This is a genomic window from Halorubrum trapanicum, assembly GCF_017873555.1.
GTDB classification, from domain to species: Archaea; Halobacteriota; Halobacteria; order Halobacteriales; family Haloferacaceae; genus Halorubrum; species Halorubrum trapanicum.
In genome coordinates, this window is record NZ_JAGGKE010000014.1 from 1 (window position 1) to 19,493 (window position 19,493).

Here is a 19,493-nt window from a genome sequence, read left to right on the forward strand (position 1 = left end):
TGCGACTAGCATGGCTAAATCGGATCCCAATAGCAATGGCCTCCGGCAGGATCAACCGGAATGAATATCCTTCAGGCCTGATTCCCGGCCTGAAGAGGGTGTTGGCGGGTGTCAACGTAGTGTTGACACACCATTGCATTGGTCTGTGTGGTGTCCGGAACCAACCAGCGGCTTGGATGGCACCGAACGACCACGGCTCACATCAGATCGCCGCTTACGCCGGAGCGCAGGGGGCGCGATCCTCATCTTTCGCGGACCTGAACGTACAGTTCGACGGGTCATAAACCCATCGGACTGGTTCGGGTCCAGCGAAACCGGGCCGGGTTGAACGGCCCGAGTCCGCGATGCGTTCTTCGCATTTCTTCAAATGCCCCGGTTGTATTTAACCCCGTCGAACCATCTCCGCCACGTCATGCGGTTTCATGCCGAGAAGCAACGGACAACCGACCGGATCGGACCGAATCGGAGACCGTTTGTCTGAGATGGCATCTCTGCGCCGACACAGTGATCAAGCCCGAGACGTTCGGCTCGACGAGGACCGAAAACGAGAGATCGGAACCGGAGCGTTCGGATGGGAACTACTCCTCGTCGAGGTACTCGATACCCTGTTTTGAGACGTTGGCTTTCGTGATATCGCTGAGGTCGTTGAGCCAGAAGTCGTCGTCCGCCTCGTCGACCTCCGGGGCACTGTCCTTCCAAGCCCAGCCTTCGTACTCGTGGACCTTTCGGGTCCCCTTTTCGCGGAGGCGGAGCGTCGTTCGCTGCGCCTCCTCCTCCGAAGGAGCCGGATCAAGCGTTCGAGCCGCTTTGAGTGCCGCCTGACGCGGCATATTTCCCGAGAACTCGCTCGGTTCCGATCCGTCTTCCTCTCGAAGGGCAAAGTTTCGCTTACCGTCTTCACGTACCATGGTTTTGCCTCCGTGTGACTCCAGCACATAGTGTGTAATAAATATATCGGGGAAATGAAAGCTGTCCGGCACAATATTTATATACTACCTCGGTCGCTGGTAGCGGTTTTGGGTCCGACGTGAGAGGAACGACGATTCGGATCCGGCGCGGGTTCGCGGGACGTCGACGGCGTGCGAGACGACGAGTGAGAGGTAGTATCGGTAAACAACACTTATGTGTCTGCTATGGCGAACTGCGACAAGCACACCCGCGATGGTCCGCAAAAAGAAGCTCAGCCCCAGTGGCGCCAAGGACGACGAGGGGGAGTATCACAACGTCCACGTGAACCTCCACGAAGACGAGCTCGCCGTCGCCGGCATGGACATCGGCGACGAGGTGTTCGTCCGGGTCCGAGACGGCAAGATAATCATCCAGAAGGCGGACGCCAACCCGGAGCAACTCGAACACGACTTCTGACGCGGATCGCGGGAGTTCGCCGTATCTTCGCCGCCGAGCGACCGCGGCGCGGACCGCGGTCGGCGGATTGATTGTCGCTCGTGACGAGACTCAGACGATGGGCGCGTACGATCTGTTGAAGCCGGCGCTGTTCCGGCTTCCGGCGGAGACCGCACACGGACTGATTCATCGACTGCTCGGCGGCGTCCAAGGAACGCCGGTCGCCGCCGCGCTCGCCGATCGATACGCCGTCGACGACGAGCGGCTCGCGGTCGACGCGTTCGGATCGACGTTCCCGAATCCGGTCGGCGTCGCCGCCGGCTTCGACAAGAACGCCCACGTCCCGCGAGCGCTGGCCTCGCTCGGATTCGGGCACGTCGAAATCGGTGGGGTCACGGCCGAGCGCCAGCCCGGGAATCCGCGCCCCCGACTGTTTCGACTCCCGGAAGACGAGGCGCTCGTCAACCGGATGGGGTTCAACAACGAGGGCGCGGACCGGGTCGGGAGACGGCTCGACCGCGACCCACTACCGGACGTACCGGTCGGAATCAACATCGGGAAGTCGAAGTCGACGCCGCTCGCCGACGCCCCGGACGACTACCTGTACACGTACGAGCGCGTCGCGGACGCGGGCGACTACTTCGTGGTCAACGTCTCCAGCCCCAACACGCCCGGACTCCGGGAACTCCAGAACCGCGCCGCCTTGGAGCGCATCCTCGGAACGCTCGACGACGCCGGCGCCGATCCGCTGCTCGTGAAGCTCTCCCCGGACCTCCCGGAGCCGGCCGTCGCGGACGCACTGGGAGTCGTCGACGACCTCGACCTCGACGGCGTCATCGCGACCAACACGACCACGTCGCGGCCGGACTCGCTGCGAAACCACAACCGAGCCGAGCGCGGCGGTCTCTCCGGGAAGCCGATCGAGTCGCTCGCGACGGAGCGGGTTCGGTTCGTCGCGGAGCGCACCGACGTCCCGGTGATCGGCGTTGGCGGGATCTCCGACGCCGCGGGCGCCTACGAGAAGATACGAGCGGGCGCCTCGCTGGTCCAGCTGTACACCGGACTCGTCTACGAGGGGCCGGGACTCGCGCGCGACATCAACGAGGGGGTTCTCGAACTGCTCGAACGGGACGGGTTCGACTCGGTGGAAGACGCCGTCGGGGCGGACCTGTGACCGGGTCGGAAAACGGAGAGAGAGGAACGACTACGCCTCGTTGCGGACGATAACGACGACGTCGTCGGCCTGAAGCAGTTCGCCCTCGCCCTGGTACTGCCGCTCCTCCTCGACCGCGAACTCGTCGTCGACGAGCGTGACGCCCGCGACGTGAAGCTCGTCGCCGTCGAGTTCGTACTCGCCCTGCGCGAGCGCCGCCTCGATGTCGCCGACCTGGTCGCCGTACTTCGGGCCGACGGTGGCGTAATCCAGATCGATCCCCGTGATCACCGTCTCGACGGGCGCGTCGCCGTCGGGGTGGACCGCGAGGTCGTCGACGTGCATCACGCCGGTGATGTCGTCCTCGAAGCCGCGCACGTCGGCGTACACCTCGACCGCGTCGAGCGCCGCGGTGAGCGGGAGCTGGTTCTCGCTTTTGTACTTCCGGAGCGCGCCGACGACGGCCGTCGCGGCGGTCCCGGCGTCGCGGTCGGCCTCGACCCCCAGCGGCTCGGGCCAGTCCGTGAGGTGGATCGACTCGCTCGCGCCGTCGGCGAGAGGAGTCCCCTCAGCGGCGGAAGTGCCGGCGGCCGCGTCAGCCGCATCGTCCGCGGCGTCCGCGTACATGTCGTGCCACAGCTCCTCGGTGACGTGCGCGAGGAGGGGCGCGAACAGCTTCAGGAACCGGCTGTGCGCGGTCCGGAGCGTGTACGCGGCCGCGTCGTCGTCGCGCTGTTTGGCGATCTCGAGGTAGTCATCACAGAACGTGTTCCAGAAGAAGCTCCGGAGCTGGTCCCGGGCCTTCGAGAACGCGCGGTCGTCGAGCAGCTCGGTGAGCCGCTCGACCTCGGCGTCGAGTTCGGCGAGGAGCCAGCGGTCGAGCTCGCGGAGTCCGTCTTCTGGCTCTGTCGGGAACGGCTCCGGCGCGAGCGACTCGACCAGCTTCGAGGCGTTCCACAGCTTCCGGATCAGTTTCTCGCCCGCGCGCAGGTCCTTCTCCTTGAACGGGAAGTCGTCGCCGACGGCGGTGCCGGCGGCCCAGTAGCGCGTGGCGTCGACCGGGAACTCCTCGAGGACGGCCTCCGGCTCGACGACGTTGCCGACGGACTTCGACATCTTCTCGCGGTTCTCGTCGAGGACGTGCCCGTTGATCATCGTCTCCTCGAACGGGACCTCCCCGGTGTGCTCGTAGCACTTGACGAGCGTGTGGAACAGCCAGAAGCTGATGATGTCGTGGCCCTGCGGGCGGAGGTCGAACCGGTACAGCTCGGGATGTGCCATCGTGAACTCCTCGGCCGCCTCGTCCCAGTCCCAGCCGGCGTTGATGAGGGGGGTGAGACTGGAGGTGGCCCACGTGTCGAGCACGTCGTCCTCCGGCTCGAACTCGTCGTGGCCGCACTCGGGGCAGACCTCGACGGGCGGGTCGTCGGAGAGGGGGTCGACGGGCAGGTCGGCCTTCTCCGCGACGACGGTCTCTCCGCAGTCGTCGCAGTACCACACGGGGAACGGGATGCCGGAGGAGCGCTGGCGGGAGATGAGCCAGTCCCATTGGAGTCCCTCGACCCAGTGCTCGTACCGGGTGAACATCTTCTCGGGCGACCACTCCATCTCTCGACCGACCTCGAGGTACTCCTCGGTCTTGTCGAGCATCTCGACGTACCACTGCTCGGTGACGAGGAACTCGACGCTCGTCCCGCAGCGCTCGTGGACGTTGACGGTGTGGGTGATGTCGCGGCGGTCGAGCAGCGCGCCCGCCTCGTCGAGGTCCTCGACGATGGCCTCGCCGGCCTCCGAGGAGTGCATCCCCTCGTACCCTTCGGCGACCTCGGTCATGTGGCCGGACTCGTCGATTGCGACCCGGAGGTCCAGGTCGTGGACCTGGTACCACTCGATGTCGTTCTGGTCGCCGAACGTACAGCACATCACGATGCCGGAGCCGGTGTCGGTGTCGACGCGCTCGTCGGCGACGATCGGCACCTCGTGGCCGAACAGCGGGACCTCGGCGGATTCGCCGACCAAGTGTTGGTTCTCGTCGTCGTCGGGGTGAACGAAGACGGCGACGCAGGCCGGGAGAAGTTCGGGGCGCGTCGTCGAGATGACGAACTCCTCGGCGTCGCCGCCGTCACCGCCCTCGCTCCCGGCGACGGTGAAGGCGATGTCGTTGAAGTGGCTCCCCTGCTCGTCGTCCTCGGTCTCGACCTGCGAGATGGCGGTCTCGCACTCGGGACACCAGATCGCGGGCGCCTTCTCGCGGTACTCGCGGCCCTGGTCGTAGAGGTCGACGAACGACAGCTGGGAGACCCGCTGGACCCGCGGCTCGATGGTCTGGTAGGTGTGGTCCCAGTCGACGGAGATCCCGAGCGACTGTACGTTCTCGGTGAACTGCTCCTCGTAGTCGGCGCAGACCTCGCGGCACTTCGCCTGGAACTCACGGCGCTCGAACTCCTGGTGCCGGATGTCGAGCTCGTTCTCCGTCAGGCGCTCGGAGGCGATGCCGTTGTCGTCGTAGCCGAACGGGAAGAACGTCTCGCCGCCGTTCATCCGCTCGAAGCGCGCGACGAAGTCCTGGAGGGTGAACCCGTACAGGTGGCCCATGTGGAGGCTCCCCGACACCGTCGGCGGGGGCGTGTCGATGGAGAAGACGGTGTTCGGGTCGACCGGGTCGTCGGGGTAGGCGTACGTCTCCTCGTCGACCCAGCGCCGCTGCCAACGCGGCTCGACGGCGTCGGGGTCGTACTCACCACTGGGCATTTCGGTCACACGTTCCGCCGGTTCCCCCTTAACGGACTCGGTTGTGTGGGGCGGAATTGCGCGGCAGCGCGGTTGGGCGCGTCCGAGCGCGATCAGACGCGGTCGTCGAGGTCGTGTTCGGCCGCCATCTTCGACGCCTCCGCCGCGAACCGCTCGATTTCGTCGTCCGGACTCTCGCCGAGCGCGGTCTCCTCCACCTCGCGGCCGGCGGTGACCCCGTCGCCGGTGACGAGCCGCTGTTCGGCCAGCTCCTTCGTGTGCATCCGCTCGCCGTCCTCGGTGGCGTAGGTGAGCCGGACGAGTCCCTTCGAGTCGAACTGTCGGTCGACGAGCCAGACCGTGGTCATACGCGGCGATGGGTGCCTGCGACGCTTAAAAAGGACGGTCGGACCGTGGGCAGGTTAGGGAGCGACGCCGACCGTCAACAGCGTTCCCCACGTGCGGTAGCGGTCGACCATCGCTTCGCGCGTCTCGTAGTCCTCGGTCGGGAACTCGTCGGCGTCCGGAATCTCGACCTCCCGGTCCGGGATCGCGTCCTGCTCGGCGACGTATAACCCGGCCTCGCGGAACGCCTCGCGGTACTCGGCGCGCGACCACAGGGTCATGTCCACCGAGATGTGCTCCTGCCACTCGTGGCTCGTCTCGCTCTCTTCGAAGAAGTTGACGGCGCAGTAGAAGGTGCCGCCCGGGCGCAGCACGCGCCGGACCTCTTCGAGCGTGTGGACCGGATCGCTCGCGTAATAAAAGGCCTCCATCGAGAACACGTGGTCGAGGGAGCCGTCGGCGAAGGGGAGAGAGTCGAAGTCACCGACGGTGAAGCCGACCGCGTCGTCGTCGGTGTACCGGCGGGCGTTGCGGGCCATCTCCGGGGCGCCATCGAGACCGTACCCGCGCCCGATGCCGCGCTCGCGGAGCGCGCGGAGCGCGTAGCCGGACCCGGTGCCCAGATCGAGGACGGCGTCGCCCGCCTCGACCGGCATCCGCGCTAAGACGTGTTTCGCGGTGTGCCAGTGGCGGTCTTCCATGCCGCGGTCCTTCCCCGTCGCCGCCCACTCGTCGAACTCCTCGCGAACACTCATACGGGAGTCGACGGGCGGACGGGTGAAAATGCGTTCGGAGCGGGGCGGCGGTGAAGAACGCGCCCGCCGCCGTCACCGACCGCGAAGCGGGGACGTTTTATTCGCCGCCCGCGCGTGGACGTGGTATGAAGCGGCCGAAGTCGCTCCGCCACCCGAAGTACCGGCTGGCGGACTCCGCCCAGCAGGCCGTCGGGGGCTTCCTGCTCGCGGGGCCGTTCGTCGTCACCGAGGAGGTGTGGGTGCTGGCGGCCGGCATGCACTGGATTCAGGGCGTGGCGACCGCCGGGATCGTCGCCCTGATCGGCTACGCCGCGCTCTACCGCGCCGACACCGACCGGGACCCGGACGGCGAACAGGAGATCGCCGGCGTCCCCGCCCGGTTCCTCTCGCTGATGATCGTCGCGTTCGGCTCCGTGCTCCTGCTCGCGGTGCTGTTCGACGCGCCCGACACGTTCCTCATCGAGGAGGGCGTCGCCGGGCGGGAGCTGTGGGCGACGACGCTCAAGGCGGTCACCGTCGGCGCGGTGTTCAGCGTCGTCGGCGCGGCGACCGCCGACAGTGTGTTCTGAAAGAGGAGTTCCCGGCGCGTCGTCACAGCACGACCGAGACGACCGCGAAGAGGATCAGCACCCCGGCGATGTCACAGAGGTTCGTCACCACGGGGATCGTCGTGTCGTCGGGGTTGAGTCCGACCCGATAGGAGATTTCGACCGCGGCGACGCTGGCGACGACCACGAGGACCGCGAGACACAGCCCGGAGACGAGCGATATCAGCAGGACGCGGCCGAGCGCGAGCGACCCGCCGAGCGCGAGTCCGATGGCCCACGCGGCGACGCCCACGGCGCCGAAGACGGTCGCCGCGAGTCCGAACACCGCGCCCGCGTTGGCTCGGAGGGCGGGGTTCGAGGGACTGAGCTCGTAGGTCCCCAGGTACAGCTGGGTCGTGAGCCGCGAGCAGGTGATCGACGCGAGGTTGCCGGCCGTCCCGATCTGGACCGGGACTAAGACGAGAAGCGCCGGGTACCGCAGGAGGACCGCCTCGTACGTCTCCAAGACGGTCCCGGAGACGAGCTGTAACACCGACAGCGCGGCCAAAAGCGGGATCATCGTGCGGACGATCCGCCAGATCGACCACTCGTCGATCGCCGTCGATTCGGGGTCGGTCACGACACCGCCCCCACGACGGCGACCCCGACGAGGAGGAAGAACACGCCGAACACGTCGCCGAGCGTCGTGACGACCGGCCCGATGACGTTGTCGGGGTCGAGTCCGCGCCGGTAGCCGACGAAGATGACTGAGATTAGCACCGTGATCATCAGCACCGCCGAGAGGAAGCCGGCGACGGCCATCACGCCGACGAGCTGGAACAGGCTCCCGCCGTCGCCGAACAGGACGAGCGCGAGGTAGGTGACGACCGCGATGAACACCGAGACGGTCATCCCGTTGAGAAAGGACGCGACGATCGCGTTCGTGAGCCGCCGGTCCAGCCGGAACCGCGGTTCGATGATCCCCTGATGTAGCCCCGTCGAGAGCCGGGCGCCGAGCGAGCCGTACACCCCGCCGCGAGTGGCGAGAAACGCCGGCAACAACAGGAGCAGTCCGGGGACCTCCGCGATGTTGGCGCGCATGGTCTCGGAGGCGAGTATCGTCCCCGCGAACAGCCCGGCGATCAGGCTGACCGCGATCACCGGGAGCGCCTGCCGGTAGATGTCGCGTGCGGAGTCGTGCCCGGGCATCGAACGCACCGACGGCGGGCGGGGCAAAAAAACCGACCGCCGCGAGGGACTGCTGGAGGCGGGGTGCGGATCGGCGTCGCGTGCGTGTCACAATCTCCAGACGAAACGCCGGGGAGTTCCGAACGAGTGCGGACGAGCGGCGACCGAACGCGGACGAGCGGCGACCGAACGCGGGGATCGACCCGCCAGCGTCCGACGGTCTCGGACGCGCCCGGCCCGCACCGTTAAGTCGATCCGGCGAGTTCCGATCCCATGGACTACTCCCTCGCCGTCGAGAACGGGCCGGAAACGATACCGGGCGGGACCGGACTCCTGCTCGTCCACCCGAGCATCGGCGAGACCGACCGGATCGACACCGACTTCCTGAAGACCGACACCGACGCGTTCCTCGTCGTCTCGACCCGGACCACCGCCCGCGAGGTCGAACAGAAACTGGAGTACTACGACGTCGACGAGACGAAGGCGACCATCCTCGACACGCTCTCCGTCGAGCGCGGCTACTCGCGGCGCACCGCCGACGACGTCTACTACGTCTCCGCGCCCGATGACCTCGACGGCGTCGTCGACCGCGTCGAGCGGTTCCTCACCGAGAACGAGGGGAAGCGACGCGTCTCGGTCGACTCGCTCACCGAGATGGCCTACTACGCCGACGACGACGCGGTGTACGACGCCGCCGCCGATATCCTCGCCCTCTTAGAGGAGCACGACGCGGTCGGCATCTTCCACCTCTCCGAGGAGGTCCACGAGGTCGCGACGCTCGACCGGTTCCGCGAGCTGTTCGACGGCGTCATCGACCTCGACGGCGAGGGGAACGTCGTCGTCGACGTCTGAGGAGGGGGTCCGCCGCGGCCTTCCCTGAGGTTCCCTACCCCTCGTCGTCGACGAGCGCCGCGAACGTCTTCTCCGCCCACGCGACGGCGTAGGGCGCGCCGCGCTCCCGGTACGCGACCGTGTCGAGTGCGCCGTACGGCGCCGGGAGGTCGAGTTCGTGTTTGACCGCCGAGCAGGCGTACTCCGTCGCGTCGGAGAAGTCGGTGTCGCCGCGCGCGACCTCGCCGGAGAGACCCCCGAGCCGACCGGCGAGTCGGTCGCCCGCGTCGACCCACGCGTCGAACAGGCGGGGGAACTCCCCGTCCCACGACGCGAACTCGTCGCGGGCGTGGAGACCGACCCACGCGTCGAACAGCGCGTTCGCGACCTGGAAGACGTCTGTCGGCCCGAACCCCGTCGTCGACGCCCCCGTCTCCGGGTCGGGACGGCGGATCGCCGCGTCGAGGTCGCGGTAGCGCGCGCCGAAGAAGGGAAGGAACGACTCGGGAAGACCGGTCGAATTGTTGCCGTTCGCGGCGTCACCGCCACCGACAGCCGCCGGACCCGGCTCGCAGCCGATCTGGACCAGGCGCTCGGCGATGAGAAACGCGAGGAAGTCGTCGGGGGTCCCCTCCGCGCGCTGCTTGACGAGGACGGCCGGTGGATCGGTCTGTGCGGTCCGAACGACCGTCCCGTCACCGGGAAGCCCGATGGTGAACGCCGGACCGGCGTACTTCCGGAGCAGATCGGGTACTTCTGCCGGGAGCCACTCGGCCGGGTACGACGCGGGATCGAGCGCGTCGGCGAAGAGACCCAGATCCTCCGCGGCGGCCGGGGGGAGCGTCTCGAAGTCTGACTCGACGTCGAGGACGGGTGACCCCGGCGCGTACCGGTTGCGGACCGCCGCGAGGTCGTCGTCGAGCGACCGGGTCGAGAACATCAGCCGAGGACGTACGAGAGGATGATGAGCACCGAGAGGACGGCCGAGACGCCGACCGTGCCGACCACGATCTTGGTTGATTTGGACATGGTCGTCCCTGCGTCCGCCGGTCGTTAAAATCAACCGGTCCGCGCCAACTGTGCGGCGCCGGTCGCGCGCGGAACCCTGTCGGGTGCGGCGACTGGGGGGCGACTGGGCGGCGACTGAGCGGCGGCGATTTTATGTCGCCGGACGAGAGTGCGGAGGTATGCGAGTTCGCGACGCGGTCGAGACCGACGCCGCGGCCCTGGCGTCGATGACGGGGCGCCCCCGCGGCGTGGTCCGCGACATGATCCACGACCGGTCGGTGCGCGTCGCGACGACTGCCGAAGTCGCGTCCGCGGAGAGTGCCGACGACGGGGGGGCCGACACCCCCGCCGACGCGGTCGGCGGGTTCGTCGCGTTCGACGCCCGCGACGGGGTCGTCCACGTGACCAACGTCGAGGGCGACCCCGCCGCGGTCCGGCGGCTGTTCGAGGAGCCGGTACGGTTCGCGGCCCGGGAGGGAATGAGCGTCGAGGCCGTGCTCCCGACCGACGGGACCGCGGACGGCGCGGCCGAGACCGTCGGGTTCGAGGCGGTCGGCTCCGGCCCGCGGATCGACGGCGCGTCGACGACGCGGTACCGGTTCGACCCGGACGAGAGCGACTGAGAGCCGGGGGCGCTTCGGTCAGTCGAAGCGGCCCTGAACGATTTCGAGCGCCTCCTCGCGGTCGTCCCAGTCGACGAACACCGCGACGGAGGTGGCGCTCGTGATCAGGTCGATGATGTTGATGCCGGCGTCCGCGATGGGCGCGATGATCTCCTGAATGACGCCGGACTGGTTGGGGAGCTCGCCGCCCGTGACGCGGATGACGGCGATGGGGTCGGCGACGGTGACGGAGGAGAGCGCCTCGTCGGTGACGACGGACTCGTGGAGCAGCGCCTCGGCGGTCTCGGCGACGTCGACGTCGACGTAGAAGGTGACCGAGTCCATCCCGGAGGCGACCGCGTCGATGTTGATCTCCTCGGCGCGGAGCGCGTTCGACAGCTCCGAGAGGATCCCCGGTCGGTTTCGGATCGCTCGGCCCGCGATGGTGAGACACGCGAGCGGCTCCTCGCGCATGTCGATCAGGCTCTCGAACTCGCCTTCGATCCGGGTTCCGCCCCGGAGCAGGTCGCCGTGCTGATAGTGGACGACGCGGACGTCGAGTCCCTCGTCCTTGTACGAGAGCGCGGAGGGCGCGACCACCTCGGCGCCGCGGAAGGAGAGGTTCCGCAGCTCGTCGACGGTGATCTGGCCGACGTTGCGCGCGCCCTCGACCACCCGCGGGTCGCCGGTCATCACGCCCTCCACGTCGGTGACGATCACGACCTCGTCGGCGTCCATGTAGTTGCCGAGCATCACGGCGGTCGTGTCGGAGCCGCCGCGCCCGAGCGTGGTGACGTTGCCCTCGTGATCCTCGGCGAGGAACCCGGTGATGATCGGGACGACGCCGTCGAGCCGCGCCGCGATCTTCCGCGCTCGCCGCTTCGTCTCCGCGACGTCGACCTCGCCGCGCTCGTCCGTGACCACGGGCCAGTCCGGGTGGCCGGGTTCGAGAAAGACGGCGTCGACGTCCCGGACGGAGAGCGCGGCCTTCAGCATCCGGACGCTGGTGCGCTCGCCCATCGAGACGATCTCCGCGCGGTCGGCGTCGTCCGTCTCGAAGGTGATGTCGTCGAGCAGTTCGTCGGTGGTCGACCCCATCGCGCTCGCGACGACGGCTATCTCGTGGCCGGCCGCGACCGCGCTCGCGACCGAGTCGGCGGCGCGCTCGATCCGGTCGCCGCTCCCGAGGCTCGTGCCGCCGAACTTCGCGACTACGCGCATACGGATACCTCGCTAAGGGACCGGGGAAGTCGATCCCCGGTCGGTCGACGTGGCGAGAACGAGACGGCGCGGCCCGGACCGGAGTCCCGGCCCGGTCGGCGGAAGCGATCGGTAAACATGCGACTCCGTAGCGGAGGAAGCCGGATAACAGTACCTTCTTCGACAAGGGTCGCCCGAACCGCCGAACCGCTCGAAGAGACGGGCGCACGGCGGCGAAAACGGAACGGACGATCACCGAGATCAGCAGCCGGCGGTCAGGCCGGGGGAGAGGACGGGTGCTGGAGGACGGGACGGCCGCTACTCGTCTTGGATGCCCCACGCGTCGGGCATCTCGATGACGTACCGGCCGTCCTCCTGGAGCGAGATGATGTACTCCTGTCGGTCGTACAGCTCCATCAGGTTCAGCTCGTACTGCCCGGGGCTGACGATGCGGATGCTCTCGAACTGGTCGTTGAGCTCGTCGCGGAGCGCGTCGATTCCGGGTTGGGTCTCGTCGTCCGCCGGCGGCTCCGGGGTGTCGACCGCGTCGACCTCGCGGCTCGCGCGGTCGAGCTCGTCCGGCGACACCACCTCGGAGCGCGCGCTCGCCTGCGCGGTGTCCTCGTCGCTCCGGTCCGCGATCTGTTCCGTGCCGTCGGTTTCGGGCGACGGATCGGCGCTCGCTGGCGCGTCGCTCGGCGGGGAGTCCGCCGGGGTCGCGTCCGCGGGAGTGCCCGGAGTCGGGTCGGCGGCGCCGTCGTCCGGGACCGGCTGATCGTCCGGGGCCGGCTGATCGTCCGGGGCCGGCTGATCGTCCGGGGCCGGCTGATCGTCCGGGGCCGGCGGCGTCCGGTCGGACGCTTCGGGGGCGGACCCGGACGCCCGACCGGTCTCGCCGCCGGAGCCGGCGTCCTCGGTCGCGCCGGCGGGCTTGAACTGGAACTTGTTCCCGCCGCAGTCGGGACAGCCCGACAGCATCTCCTTGGAGCCGTCCGGGAACGTCCGCCCGCAGGAGGTACACTGGTGGGGCATCTACTTGCGGGAGACGAGCGTGCTGATGAGGTTCTCGTCTTTGTGGAGTGTCTCGATGCGGTTCGCCGGGCCGATCACCGTGAGCTTCTGGGTCGACTCGCGGCCCATCAGCTTGTCGAGGAAGCTCTGGTCGCCCGCCTCGGCCTTCGGGTACGTCTCTATCTCGATGCCGGTGAAGTCGTCCGGGCTGATCTCCGTCATCGTCACCTCGATGAGCTTCGACTCTTCGTCCGGAGAGAGGCCCTCTTCGAGGATGACGATATTGCCGTCGCGGACGCCGTCGAGGATGAGCCGGATCTTCTCCATGCTCGTGAGCCCCTCCATCCGCGCGCCGCTTATCATGTCGATCCGGACGCCGTCGTCGGCGTCGTCCGGATCGTCCGCGGCGTCGACGTTGGCTTTCGGGCCGGGCATCAGCCGAAGTACTCCGCTATCTTGGTGTACACTTCGTCCATGTTGTCACCCTCCAGCGCGGACAGCGGGATGGTCTCGTGTTGCGGGAAGGCGTTCGCGATCTGCTGGACGTCCGACCCGGGCAGGTCCGTCTTGTTCGCGAGGATGAGCGCGGGCAGGTCCTGCGACTCGATGATCCCGATCAGCATGGTGTTCACCTGCGTGAACGGGTCCGTCGTGGAGTCGAGCACGTAGATGACGCCGTCGACGTCCTCGCGGAGCCAGTGCATCGCCTCCGCGACGCCCTCGGTCGCCTCGCGCGACCGGCGGACGGCGTCGTCCTTCTCCATGTCGTGGTCCAAGAACTCCTTGTAGTCGACCTTCGTCGTCACCCCGGGGGTGTCGACGATGTCGATGGTGACCGTCCGCCCGTTGCGTTCGATCTCCACGCCCTCCTTCCGGCGGGCCCGGCGAGTCTCGTGGGGGATGTGGCTCTCTGGGCCGACGGCGTCACCCGTCCAGTCGCGTGCGATCCGGTTTGCGAGGGTCGTTTTACCGGCGTTCGGCGGTCCGTAGATCCCGATCCGCTTGGGCTCGTCGGCCGCGAACAGGCCGTCTGTGACCCGCGATATGCTGTCTCTGAGATTCGTGAGCAGTCCCATCCTGACCTCCAGTCCGTGTGGTTTTCCCGAACACCGCGTTCGTTTCTGCGACGCCGTTCGATCCGACGCTCGACGCCCGTTCGGGGAATTACGGTACGCTCCACGCCCCTCTCACTTAAGAACTGCGTCAGACATCCCCGATCCGGAGCGTCGACGCCGGACGAACCCGAAATTCGGGGGAGAAAGGGGATTCGGATCCGGGGTTATCCGTCGCGGCCCTCGCCGTCCCCGTCGTGGCCCTCGCCGTCCCCGTCGCGCCCGCGCTCCCCGTCGTGGCCCTCGCCGTCCCCGTCGCTCTCGGCCACCGCATCGCTCTCGCTCCCTTCGTCGCCCCCGCTCGCGGCGTCGAGGAAGACGACGGCGCCGCCGAGCAGCGCGAGGTTCTTCAGGAAGTTGATCTTGTTCCCGTGCCGCTCTTTTCCCTCCATCGTCCAGAAGTCGTGGATCGCGGGCGTCGTCCCGAGGAAGAAGACGACGAGCGCGCCCGCGGCCGCCCGCGGGAGCCGCCAGAGGACGATACCGAGGTTGGCGACGAACAGCATCCCGGTGACGAACGGGACGAGGAGGTCGGGCATCGGGACGCCCTTCTCCTCGGCGACGGCGACGCGCTTGTCGTTGTTCTTGAAGCCGTCGACGGCCATGTACGCGAGGACGCCGCCGTACAGCGACCGGCCGAGCAGGGAGGGGGCATCGTCGCTCCGGTCCGCATCTTCTGACGCGGATTCGTCCGCCATTCAGACCACCTCGATCCGGCTGACGTTCGCGTCGACGCGCCCGACCGTCTCGTAGGTCGGTCCGTCGTCGCCCTCGCCGTCGAGACGCCGCATGATCCGGCCCGCAACGTCGTCGCGCTCGTCGGGCACGTCGAACAGGCCGGAGCCGCAGACCACGTCGCCGTCGTGGACCGCCCACGTCTCGATTATCTCGTGGGGCTCGCCGGGGAAGGAGACGCGCTCGAAGTCGCGGCCGAAGTTCGTCGACTCGAATAAGGCGACCTCGTGGTCGTCGTTCACCCACGCCGGGGGCGCCTCCTCGCCGCCGCAGAAGATCACCCGGCCGTCGTGGACGAACACCCGGCGGATGTACGAGAAGTCGCTGCCGACGTCGAGGCGGTCCCACGACTCGCCGGCGTCGGTCGTCCGCCACAGGCCGCCCTCGCCGACCGCGTGGCCGAGACCGAGGTTCTCCAGGTCGTGATCGAGGTAGCCGGTCGCCGCCAGCCACACGTCCTCCGAAATGGGGAGGACCTGGTGAACGTCGTCGACGATGGCGTCGCGGCGGTCGGACCACGTGCGGCCGCCGTCGCGGCTCACGTGGATCCCGCCGGCCTCGACGCCGGCGATCAGGTGCTCGGGGCGACCGGGGACCGCTTCCAGCGCGCGCAGCCGAGCGTAGTGCGGGTCGATCGGCGACTCCCAGTGGCCGCGCGAGGGGAGTTCGCGGAACCCCTTCTGTTCGGTCCACGTCTCCCCGCCGTCGACCGAGCGGAACACGTACGGGTCGTTGGTGCCGGCGTACAGCGCGCCGTCCGCGGTCTCGAGGATCGACCACACCTCGCTTTGCCCGGCGTGCCAGAACCGGTCGCCGAGCGGGACCGCCAGGTCGGTCCAGGTCTCGCCGCCGTCCAGCGAGCGGTACGCGCCCGTCGAGGAGGCGACGAACACGCCCTCGGTGTGGTCCCACGACTTCACCGCGGTGACGACCCCGCAGTCGAGGACGGGGTCGAGTTCGTCGCGCTCGAAGGGGACGTCGTCGGTTCGGTACAGACCGGAATCTGTCCCGATCAACAGTGTCATATCCGTGTGTCAGTCGGACGCATAATAAAGTTTTACCAATCTGTAAAACGCTAAGTGGCCGGGCCGCGACGGGGCGTTCATGCCCGCGCCGCACGCCACGGTCCGCCCGACCGACGCCGCGTCCCTCGACGAGTCGCCCTCGGGGGCGGTCGGCGACCGCGAGTCGCCGCCCGAACTCCCGACAGAGCTGCTGAACATCCCGTGGATCGACCCGCACAACCACGCGCACACGCTCTCGTGGGAGGACCGCGAGCGGTACGCGCTCTCCGGCTGCCGGTCGATGGTGATGGTGTCCTCGGGGTACCACTGGACCCCCTACAAGCCCGTGGAGGCCAGCGACATCCGCTTTTTGTGGGACGACGCGATCAACCGCCGCGAAGCGATCGAGCGTAACCACTTCTTCGAGGCGAAACTGGGGCTGGGCGTCCACACCGGCGTCCGGATCGAGGACCCCGACGAGCTGCTGGCCGCGATGGACGACTACTGCGCGCTCGACGAGGTCGTCGCCGTCGGCGAGACGGGCGTGACCCCGACCCAGCACGTCAAGCGCTGGGACGTGGACGAACAGCAGGCGGTCGTTCAGACGCAGATGGAACTGGCCGACGACCACGACCTCCCCGTCCTGCTCCACACGCCGAACACCACGCCCGAGGCGAAGCGCGAGTACCGCGACGACCTCGGCGTCACCCCCGGGTACGAGAAGAACGCCGGCCTCGGAACCGAGCCGGTCCTCGACGGCGAGAACCCCGCGCTCGAAGCCGTGAAACGCGACGTCGAGGCCGCGCGCGACGCCGGGCTGGACGAGGAGCGCGTCGTCGCCTCGCACGCGGACGCGAACAACACCGCGTACCTCATGGAGGAGACGGACTGCTACCTGAGCTACACCATCGGCCACTCGTGGCTCGTGGGCGTCGACGCCGCCGACGTGGCGAACGCCATCGACGAGTACGGTCCCGAGCGGATCATGATCGACACCGACACCGCGAACGTCCTCCGAACCGACCCGTACGCGGTGAAGCGCGCGGTCTTCGAGCTGTACCGCTACGGCATCGACGTCGACGACATCCGGACCGTCGTGTACGAGAACCCGCGCGACGTGTTCGGGCTGACGGAGTGAGGAGACTGCGGTGGCGCGTGCCTGCGAGCGGCCACAGGCCGCGAGTCGCACGCGCGAGGGAGTCAGTCGCCGGAGCGAAGCGACGGCGACTGACGAGGCTGGGGAGGCGTGAGGTGCTGTGCGGAGCGGTGCGGGGTGGGACTCAAAGGGGCAGTCGCGAGGCCGCCGCAGGCGAAGTAAGCACCGCAGAAGCGAGTGAAACGAGCGACGAGGAGCGCAGCGAGCGTGCGGCGGCCTCGCGGCTGGGGCTTTGGCGGTTTTTCTCTGCCGATTTCCGGTTAATCAGTTATAATCGAGCGATCGAGAGATTACGGTGGAGTCCGGTGTCGAGGACTATTCCGTCTCGAACTCGCTCGTCAGTTCGCCGACGCCCTCGACGCCGATCGTGACCCTGTCGCCGTCCCCGAGCAGCACGGGCGGCTCCCGATAGACCCCCACACCGGGCGGCGTGCCGGTGAACACGAGGTCGCCGGGTTCGAGGGTGAACGCCCGACTACAGAAGGAGATCAGCTCGTCGACGCCGAAGATCAGGTTCTCGGTCGACGACTCCTGAAGGCGCTCGCCGTTGACCTCGGCGAAGATGTTCAGATCGTGGGGGTCGCCCACCTCGTCGGTCGTGACGAGGTCGGGACCGGTCGGGGCGAACGTGTCGAGGCTCTTCCCGCGGACCCACTGGCCGTCGCCGTGCTGGAGGTCGCGCGCGGAGACGTCGTTGCCGACGGTGAAGCCCGCGACGTGGTCGAGGGCGTCCTCGGGGTCGACGCGGCGGGCGCGCTCGCCGATGACCGCGACCAGCTCGGCCTCGTAGTCCACCTTCTCGGTGTAGTCGGGGTCCCAGCGGACCGCGTCCTCGGGACCGACGACGGAGGTGGGGAACTTCGAGAAGAGGACCGGTTCGTCCGGAATCTCGTTGTCGCCCTCCTCGGCGTGGTCGCGGTAGTTCAGCCCGACGCAGACGACCTTCTGCGGGTCGTCGACGGGGGCGGCGCGGTCGAGGTCGGCGGGGTCGCGGAGACCGACGCCCGTCGACTCGGCGTACTCGACCGCGAGGTCGGCCTTGCGGCGCCACTCCCAGTCGGCCAGCAGGTCGCTGGTCTTCGGACCGATATCGACGCCGGCAGCGGCGCCGGCGGTCGCGAGGTCGACCACGCCGTCGTCGGTGGCGACGCCGACCCAGGGGTCGGTTCCGGCGGCGTCGGCCGTGGATTCGCTGTCTGTTCGCGTCGTGTCGCTGTCGGTGTATTGTCCGATTCGCATTGGGTGTCGTGTGAGTTGTCGTCGGGTCGGTGGCTCGGAAGGTTCGTCGGCGGACGGTTCCGCTGGACTCGAAACGGAGGGCGGACGCTCGGTGCGGGTTACGCGTCGATGCCGGCCTCGTCGAGCAGGCGCTCGCCGGAGGCGACGAACCGGTCGAACTCCTCGCGGACCTTCGGGTTCGTCAGCTCGCCGTCGCGCTTGACGACCTCGCCGTCGACGAGGACGGTGTCGATGTGCGAGGGGTCGGACTGGAACACGACCGTCTGGACCGGGTTGTGGCAGGGCGCGGTCATGAAGTCGCTCGCGTCGAATACGACGAGGTCGGCGCGCTTGCCGGGCGTGATCGTCCCGATCTCGTCGTCGAGTCCGAGCGCCTTCGCGCCCTCGATGGTGGCCATTTCGAGGGTGTCGCGCGCGGAGATACTGACCTCGGTGACCTCCTCGTCGCCCTCCAGGACCGCCTGATTGTCGAACATGCGCTGGAGCTGCATGCCGATCCGCATCTGGGTGCCCATGTCGCCGCTGACGTTCGAGCAGACGTCGACGCCCCACGCCGGGCGGCCGCCGGCCTCGAGCACCTTCCCGGTGACGGGGATGCCGTGGCCCATCTGCATCTCGACCTCGGGGGTCGAGGAGAAGGAGACGCCCTGTTCGACGGCGTGGTCGATGTCCTCCTGCGAGAAGTGGTTCCCGTGGGCGACGTTGACGTCGGGACCGAGCATGTCCTCGATGGCGCCGAACCCCTGATAGTCGTCGCCGTACACCGACGAGGGCCACAGCGCGGCCCCCATGTGGACCGTCGAGAGCGCGCCTAGGTCGCGCGCCAGTTCCAGGTCCGCGCGGGCAGTCTCGTCGGTACAGAAGTCGGGGCCGCGAAGCCCGAGCGCGAGGCTGAGCCGGTCGTCGTCGCGGATCGTCTCCTCGTGGAGCGCGCGGATGTTCTCCTCGGGGAGGCCGACGTCGCTCTCGAACCACCACTTCGCCGCGTCGTCGCCCGGCGGGCCGTAGGTGTACACCGCGCGCAGCCCGGTGTCCTGTAGCGCGTCGACGGCGCGCTCGCCGTGTTCGAGCGTGTTGGGGTACGACCAGTCCAGCGCCGTCGTCGTCCCCGTGTAGAGCTTCTCGAACGCGCCGAAGAGCCCGCCGAGATACATGTCTTCGGGCTGGTACAGCCCGGTGATGTTGCCGAGCATGTCGTCGAAGTACTCGCCCATGAGCGACCAGTCGCCGGCGATCCCGCGTACCTGGGTCTGCGCGAGGTGGATGTGCGAATCGACGAACCCGGGGACGACGATCTTGCCGGCGGCGTCGATCTCCTCGGCGTTCGACGCCGACAGTCCGGTCCCGACCTCGATTATCTCGCCGTCCTCGATCAGGACGTCGGCCTCGTCGAACTCCCCCACGTCCGGGTCGAGCGAGACCACGGTCCCGTTTCGCACGATCGTTTGTGTCATGTTCGATAATAGGGTTTGACCAAGAGGTTAAAAGTTTACCGGGCGGTAAAGAAACTGCGATCGGAGCAACCGTATTATGTACCTCAGGCGTAGAGTGTC

The 19,493-nt window shown here is 68.1% G+C and carries 22 protein-coding genes and 1 rRNA gene; 6 read left to right on the forward strand and 17 right to left on the reverse strand.

Annotated elements, in window-relative coordinates:
* Both J2744_RS15660 and J2744_RS13230 read right to left on the reverse strand, forming a co-directional pair.
* Positions 1–62, reverse strand: a 16S ribosomal RNA gene (locus J2744_RS15660); the annotation flags it as partial.
* 516 nt (positions 63–578) lie between these two features.
* Positions 579–908: a non-histone chromosomal MC1 family protein gene (locus tag J2744_RS13230; protein WP_210113748.1), complete on the reverse strand. Its 330-nt coding sequence runs from the start codon at positions 906–908 to the stop codon at positions 579–581.
* 253 nt (positions 909–1,161) lie between these two features.
* Here J2744_RS13230 and J2744_RS13235 point away from each other — a divergent pair, with 253 nt between their 5' ends.
* A complete protein-coding gene (locus J2744_RS13235) occupies positions 1,162–1,365 on the forward strand; it encodes a hypothetical protein (RefSeq protein ID WP_210113749.1) in 204 nt (67 codons plus the stop codon).
* Between the two features lie 97 nt (positions 1,366–1,462).
* On the forward strand, positions 1,463–2,518 hold the full coding sequence (locus J2744_RS13240; RefSeq protein ID WP_210113750.1) for a quinone-dependent dihydroorotate dehydrogenase: 1,056 nt from the start codon (positions 1,463–1,465) through the stop codon (positions 2,516–2,518).
* Positions 2,519–2,548: 30 nt separating this feature from the next.
* Here J2744_RS13240 and J2744_RS13245 read toward each other — a convergent pair whose 3' ends face one another.
* From J2744_RS13245 to J2744_RS13255, 3 genes are all read right to left on the reverse strand, one after another.
* Positions 2,549–5,248, reverse strand: coding sequence for a valine--tRNA ligase (locus tag J2744_RS13245; RefSeq protein WP_210113817.1), 2,700 nt, complete (start codon positions 5,246–5,248; stop codon positions 2,549–2,551).
* Between the two features lie 92 nt (positions 5,249–5,340).
* Positions 5,341–5,595: a hypothetical protein gene (locus J2744_RS13250; protein ID WP_210113751.1), complete on the reverse strand. Its 255-nt coding sequence runs from the start codon at positions 5,593–5,595 to the stop codon at positions 5,341–5,343.
* Positions 5,596–5,649: 54 nt separating this feature from the next.
* Positions 5,650–6,327 (reverse strand): class I SAM-dependent methyltransferase, encoded by a 678-nt coding sequence (locus J2744_RS13255; RefSeq protein WP_210113752.1) that lies wholly within the window; start codon positions 6,325–6,327, stop codon positions 5,650–5,652.
* A gap of 125 nt (positions 6,328–6,452) precedes the next feature.
* Here J2744_RS13255 and J2744_RS13260 point away from each other — a divergent pair, with 125 nt between their 5' ends.
* On the forward strand, positions 6,453–6,896 hold the full coding sequence (locus tag J2744_RS13260; RefSeq protein WP_210113753.1) for a DUF2391 family protein: 444 nt from the start codon (positions 6,453–6,455) through the stop codon (positions 6,894–6,896).
* Positions 6,897–6,918: 22 nt separating this feature from the next.
* Here J2744_RS13260 and J2744_RS13265 read toward each other — a convergent pair whose 3' ends face one another.
* Both J2744_RS13265 and J2744_RS13270 read right to left on the reverse strand, forming a co-directional pair.
* Entirely contained in the window at positions 6,919–7,494 is a 576-nt protein-coding gene (locus J2744_RS13265) for a magnesium transporter (RefSeq protein WP_210113754.1), read from the reverse strand.
* Positions 7,491–8,063 carry a magnesium transporter gene (locus J2744_RS13270; RefSeq protein ID WP_210113755.1) on the reverse strand — a complete coding sequence of 191 codons (573 nt, stop codon included), beginning with the start codon at positions 8,061–8,063 and terminating at the stop codon, positions 7,491–7,493. The genes J2744_RS13265 and J2744_RS13270 overlap by 4 nt, the downstream gene beginning before the upstream one ends.
* A 252-nt stretch (positions 8,064–8,315) precedes the next feature.
* On the opposite strand from J2744_RS13270, the gene J2744_RS13275 reads away from it, so the two are divergent.
* Positions 8,316–8,894, forward strand: coding sequence for a DUF7090 family protein (locus J2744_RS13275; protein WP_210113756.1), 579 nt, complete (start codon positions 8,316–8,318; stop codon positions 8,892–8,894).
* A gap of 34 nt (positions 8,895–8,928) precedes the next feature.
* Here the strand turns inward: J2744_RS13275 and J2744_RS13280 are convergent, their stop codons facing one another.
* Both J2744_RS13280 and J2744_RS15665 read right to left on the reverse strand, forming a co-directional pair.
* Positions 8,929–9,813 carry a DUF7089 family protein gene (locus J2744_RS13280; protein WP_210113757.1) on the reverse strand — a complete coding sequence of 295 codons (885 nt, stop codon included), beginning with the start codon at positions 9,811–9,813 and terminating at the stop codon, positions 8,929–8,931.
* The gene (locus J2744_RS15665) at positions 9,813–9,902 is read right to left on the reverse strand and encodes a hypothetical protein (RefSeq protein ID WP_425544856.1); all 90 of its coding nucleotides are present in this window, start codon (positions 9,900–9,902) and stop codon (positions 9,813–9,815) included. The genes J2744_RS13280 and J2744_RS15665 overlap by 1 nt, the downstream gene beginning before the upstream one ends.
* A gap of 158 nt (positions 9,903–10,060) precedes the next feature.
* On the opposite strand from J2744_RS15665, the gene J2744_RS13285 reads away from it, so the two are divergent.
* The gene (locus J2744_RS13285; protein ID WP_210113758.1) at positions 10,061–10,504 is read left to right on the forward strand and encodes a hypothetical protein; all 444 of its coding nucleotides are present in this window, start codon (positions 10,061–10,063) and stop codon (positions 10,502–10,504) included.
* An 18-nt stretch (positions 10,505–10,522) separates the two neighbouring features.
* Here the strand turns inward: J2744_RS13285 and J2744_RS13290 are convergent, their stop codons facing one another.
* The 6 genes from J2744_RS13290 to J2744_RS13315 form a co-directional block, all read right to left on the reverse strand.
* A complete protein-coding gene (locus J2744_RS13290) occupies positions 10,523–11,704 on the reverse strand; it encodes an aspartate kinase (RefSeq protein WP_210113759.1) in 1,182 nt (393 codons plus the stop codon).
* Between the two features lie 297 nt (positions 11,705–12,001).
* Positions 12,002–12,715 (reverse strand): OapC/ArvC family zinc-ribbon domain-containing protein, encoded by a 714-nt coding sequence (locus tag J2744_RS13295; RefSeq protein WP_210113760.1) that lies wholly within the window; start codon positions 12,713–12,715, stop codon positions 12,002–12,004.
* Positions 12,716–13,129, reverse strand: coding sequence for a DUF2073 domain-containing protein (locus tag J2744_RS13300; protein WP_210113761.1), 414 nt, complete (start codon positions 13,127–13,129; stop codon positions 12,716–12,718).
* On the reverse strand, positions 13,129–13,770 hold the full coding sequence (locus J2744_RS13305; protein ID WP_048077596.1) for an Era-like GTP-binding protein: 642 nt from the start codon (positions 13,768–13,770) through the stop codon (positions 13,129–13,131). Before J2744_RS13305 ends, J2744_RS13300 begins: the two co-directional genes overlap by 1 nt.
* 203 nt (positions 13,771–13,973) lie before the next feature.
* Positions 13,974–14,504, reverse strand: a complete 531-nt coding sequence (locus J2744_RS13310) for a DoxX family protein (RefSeq protein WP_245203377.1) — start codon at positions 14,502–14,504, stop codon at positions 13,974–13,976.
* The gene (locus tag J2744_RS13315) at positions 14,505–15,566 is read right to left on the reverse strand and encodes a WD40/YVTN/BNR-like repeat-containing protein (protein WP_210113762.1); all 1,062 of its coding nucleotides are present in this window, start codon (positions 15,564–15,566) and stop codon (positions 14,505–14,507) included. It lies immediately after the preceding gene.
* 79 nt (positions 15,567–15,645) lie between these two features.
* On the opposite strand from J2744_RS13315, the gene J2744_RS13320 reads away from it, so the two are divergent.
* The gene (locus J2744_RS13320; RefSeq protein WP_210113763.1) at positions 15,646–16,683 is read left to right on the forward strand and encodes a TatD family hydrolase; all 1,038 of its coding nucleotides are present in this window, start codon (positions 15,646–15,648) and stop codon (positions 16,681–16,683) included.
* A 333-nt stretch (positions 16,684–17,016) separates the two neighbouring features.
* On the opposite strand, the gene J2744_RS13325 is transcribed toward J2744_RS13320, so the two are convergent.
* Positions 17,017–17,940: a fumarylacetoacetate hydrolase family protein gene (locus J2744_RS13325; RefSeq protein WP_210113764.1), complete on the reverse strand. Its 924-nt coding sequence runs from the start codon at positions 17,938–17,940 to the stop codon at positions 17,017–17,019.
* Between the two features lie 98 nt (positions 17,941–18,038).
* Positions 18,039–19,394, reverse strand: coding sequence for an amidohydrolase family protein (locus J2744_RS13330; RefSeq protein ID WP_210113765.1), 1,356 nt, complete (start codon positions 19,392–19,394; stop codon positions 18,039–18,041).
* Positions 19,395–19,493 lie beyond the last annotated feature (99 nt).

Excerpts from the sequence above, each read along its gene's own strand:
- J2744_RS13230 (WP_210113748.1), bottom strand. The coding sequence starts at position 908 with ATGGTACGTGAAGACGGTAAGCGAAACTTTGCCCTTCGAGAGGAAGAC.
- J2744_RS13235 (WP_210113749.1), top strand. The coding sequence starts at position 1,162 with ATGGTCCGCAAAAAGAAGCTCAGCCCCAGTGGCGCCAAGGACGACGAG.
- J2744_RS13240 (WP_210113750.1), top strand. The coding sequence starts at position 1,463 with ATGGGCGCGTACGATCTGTTGAAGCCGGCGCTGTTCCGGCTTCCGGCG.
- J2744_RS13245 (WP_210113817.1), bottom strand. The coding sequence starts at position 5,248 with ATGCCCAGTGGTGAGTACGACCCCGACGCCGTCGAGCCGCGTTGGCAG.
- J2744_RS13250 (WP_210113751.1), bottom strand. The coding sequence starts at position 5,595 with ATGACCACGGTCTGGCTCGTCGACCGACAGTTCGACTCGAAGGGACTC.
- J2744_RS13255 (WP_210113752.1), bottom strand. The coding sequence starts at position 6,327 with ATGAGTGTTCGCGAGGAGTTCGACGAGTGGGCGGCGACGGGGAAGGAC.
- J2744_RS13260 (WP_210113753.1), top strand. The coding sequence starts at position 6,453 with ATGAAGCGGCCGAAGTCGCTCCGCCACCCGAAGTACCGGCTGGCGGAC.
- J2744_RS13270 (WP_210113755.1), bottom strand. The coding sequence starts at position 8,063 with ATGCCCGGGCACGACTCCGCACGCGACATCTACCGGCAGGCGCTCCCG.
- J2744_RS13275 (WP_210113756.1), top strand. The coding sequence starts at position 8,316 with ATGGACTACTCCCTCGCCGTCGAGAACGGGCCGGAAACGATACCGGGC.
- J2744_RS13280 (WP_210113757.1), bottom strand. The coding sequence starts at position 9,813 with ATGTTCTCGACCCGGTCGCTCGACGACGACCTCGCGGCGGTCCGCAAC.
- J2744_RS15665 (WP_425544856.1), bottom strand. The coding sequence starts at position 9,902 with ATGTCCAAATCAACCAAGATCGTGGTCGGCACGGTCGGCGTCTCGGCC.
- J2744_RS13285 (WP_210113758.1), top strand. The coding sequence starts at position 10,061 with ATGCGAGTTCGCGACGCGGTCGAGACCGACGCCGCGGCCCTGGCGTCG.
- J2744_RS13290 (WP_210113759.1), bottom strand. The coding sequence starts at position 11,704 with ATGCGCGTAGTCGCGAAGTTCGGCGGCACGAGCCTCGGGAGCGGCGAC.
- J2744_RS13295 (WP_210113760.1), bottom strand. The coding sequence starts at position 12,715 with ATGCCCCACCAGTGTACCTCCTGCGGGCGGACGTTCCCGGACGGCTCC.
- J2744_RS13300 (WP_210113761.1), bottom strand. The coding sequence starts at position 13,129 with ATGCCCGGCCCGAAAGCCAACGTCGACGCCGCGGACGATCCGGACGAC.
- J2744_RS13305 (WP_048077596.1), bottom strand. The coding sequence starts at position 13,770 with ATGGGACTGCTCACGAATCTCAGAGACAGCATATCGCGGGTCACAGAC.
- J2744_RS13310 (WP_245203377.1), bottom strand. The coding sequence starts at position 14,504 with ATGGCGGACGAATCCGCGTCAGAAGATGCGGACCGGAGCGACGATGCC.
- J2744_RS13315 (WP_210113762.1), bottom strand. The coding sequence starts at position 15,566 with ATGACACTGTTGATCGGGACAGATTCCGGTCTGTACCGAACCGACGAC.
- J2744_RS13320 (WP_210113763.1), top strand. The coding sequence starts at position 15,646 with ATGCCCGCGCCGCACGCCACGGTCCGCCCGACCGACGCCGCGTCCCTC.
- J2744_RS13325 (WP_210113764.1), bottom strand. The coding sequence starts at position 17,940 with ATGCGAATCGGACAATACACCGACAGCGACACGACGCGAACAGACAGC.
- J2744_RS13330 (WP_210113765.1), bottom strand. The coding sequence starts at position 19,394 with ATGACACAAACGATCGTGCGAAACGGGACCGTGGTCTCGCTCGACCCG.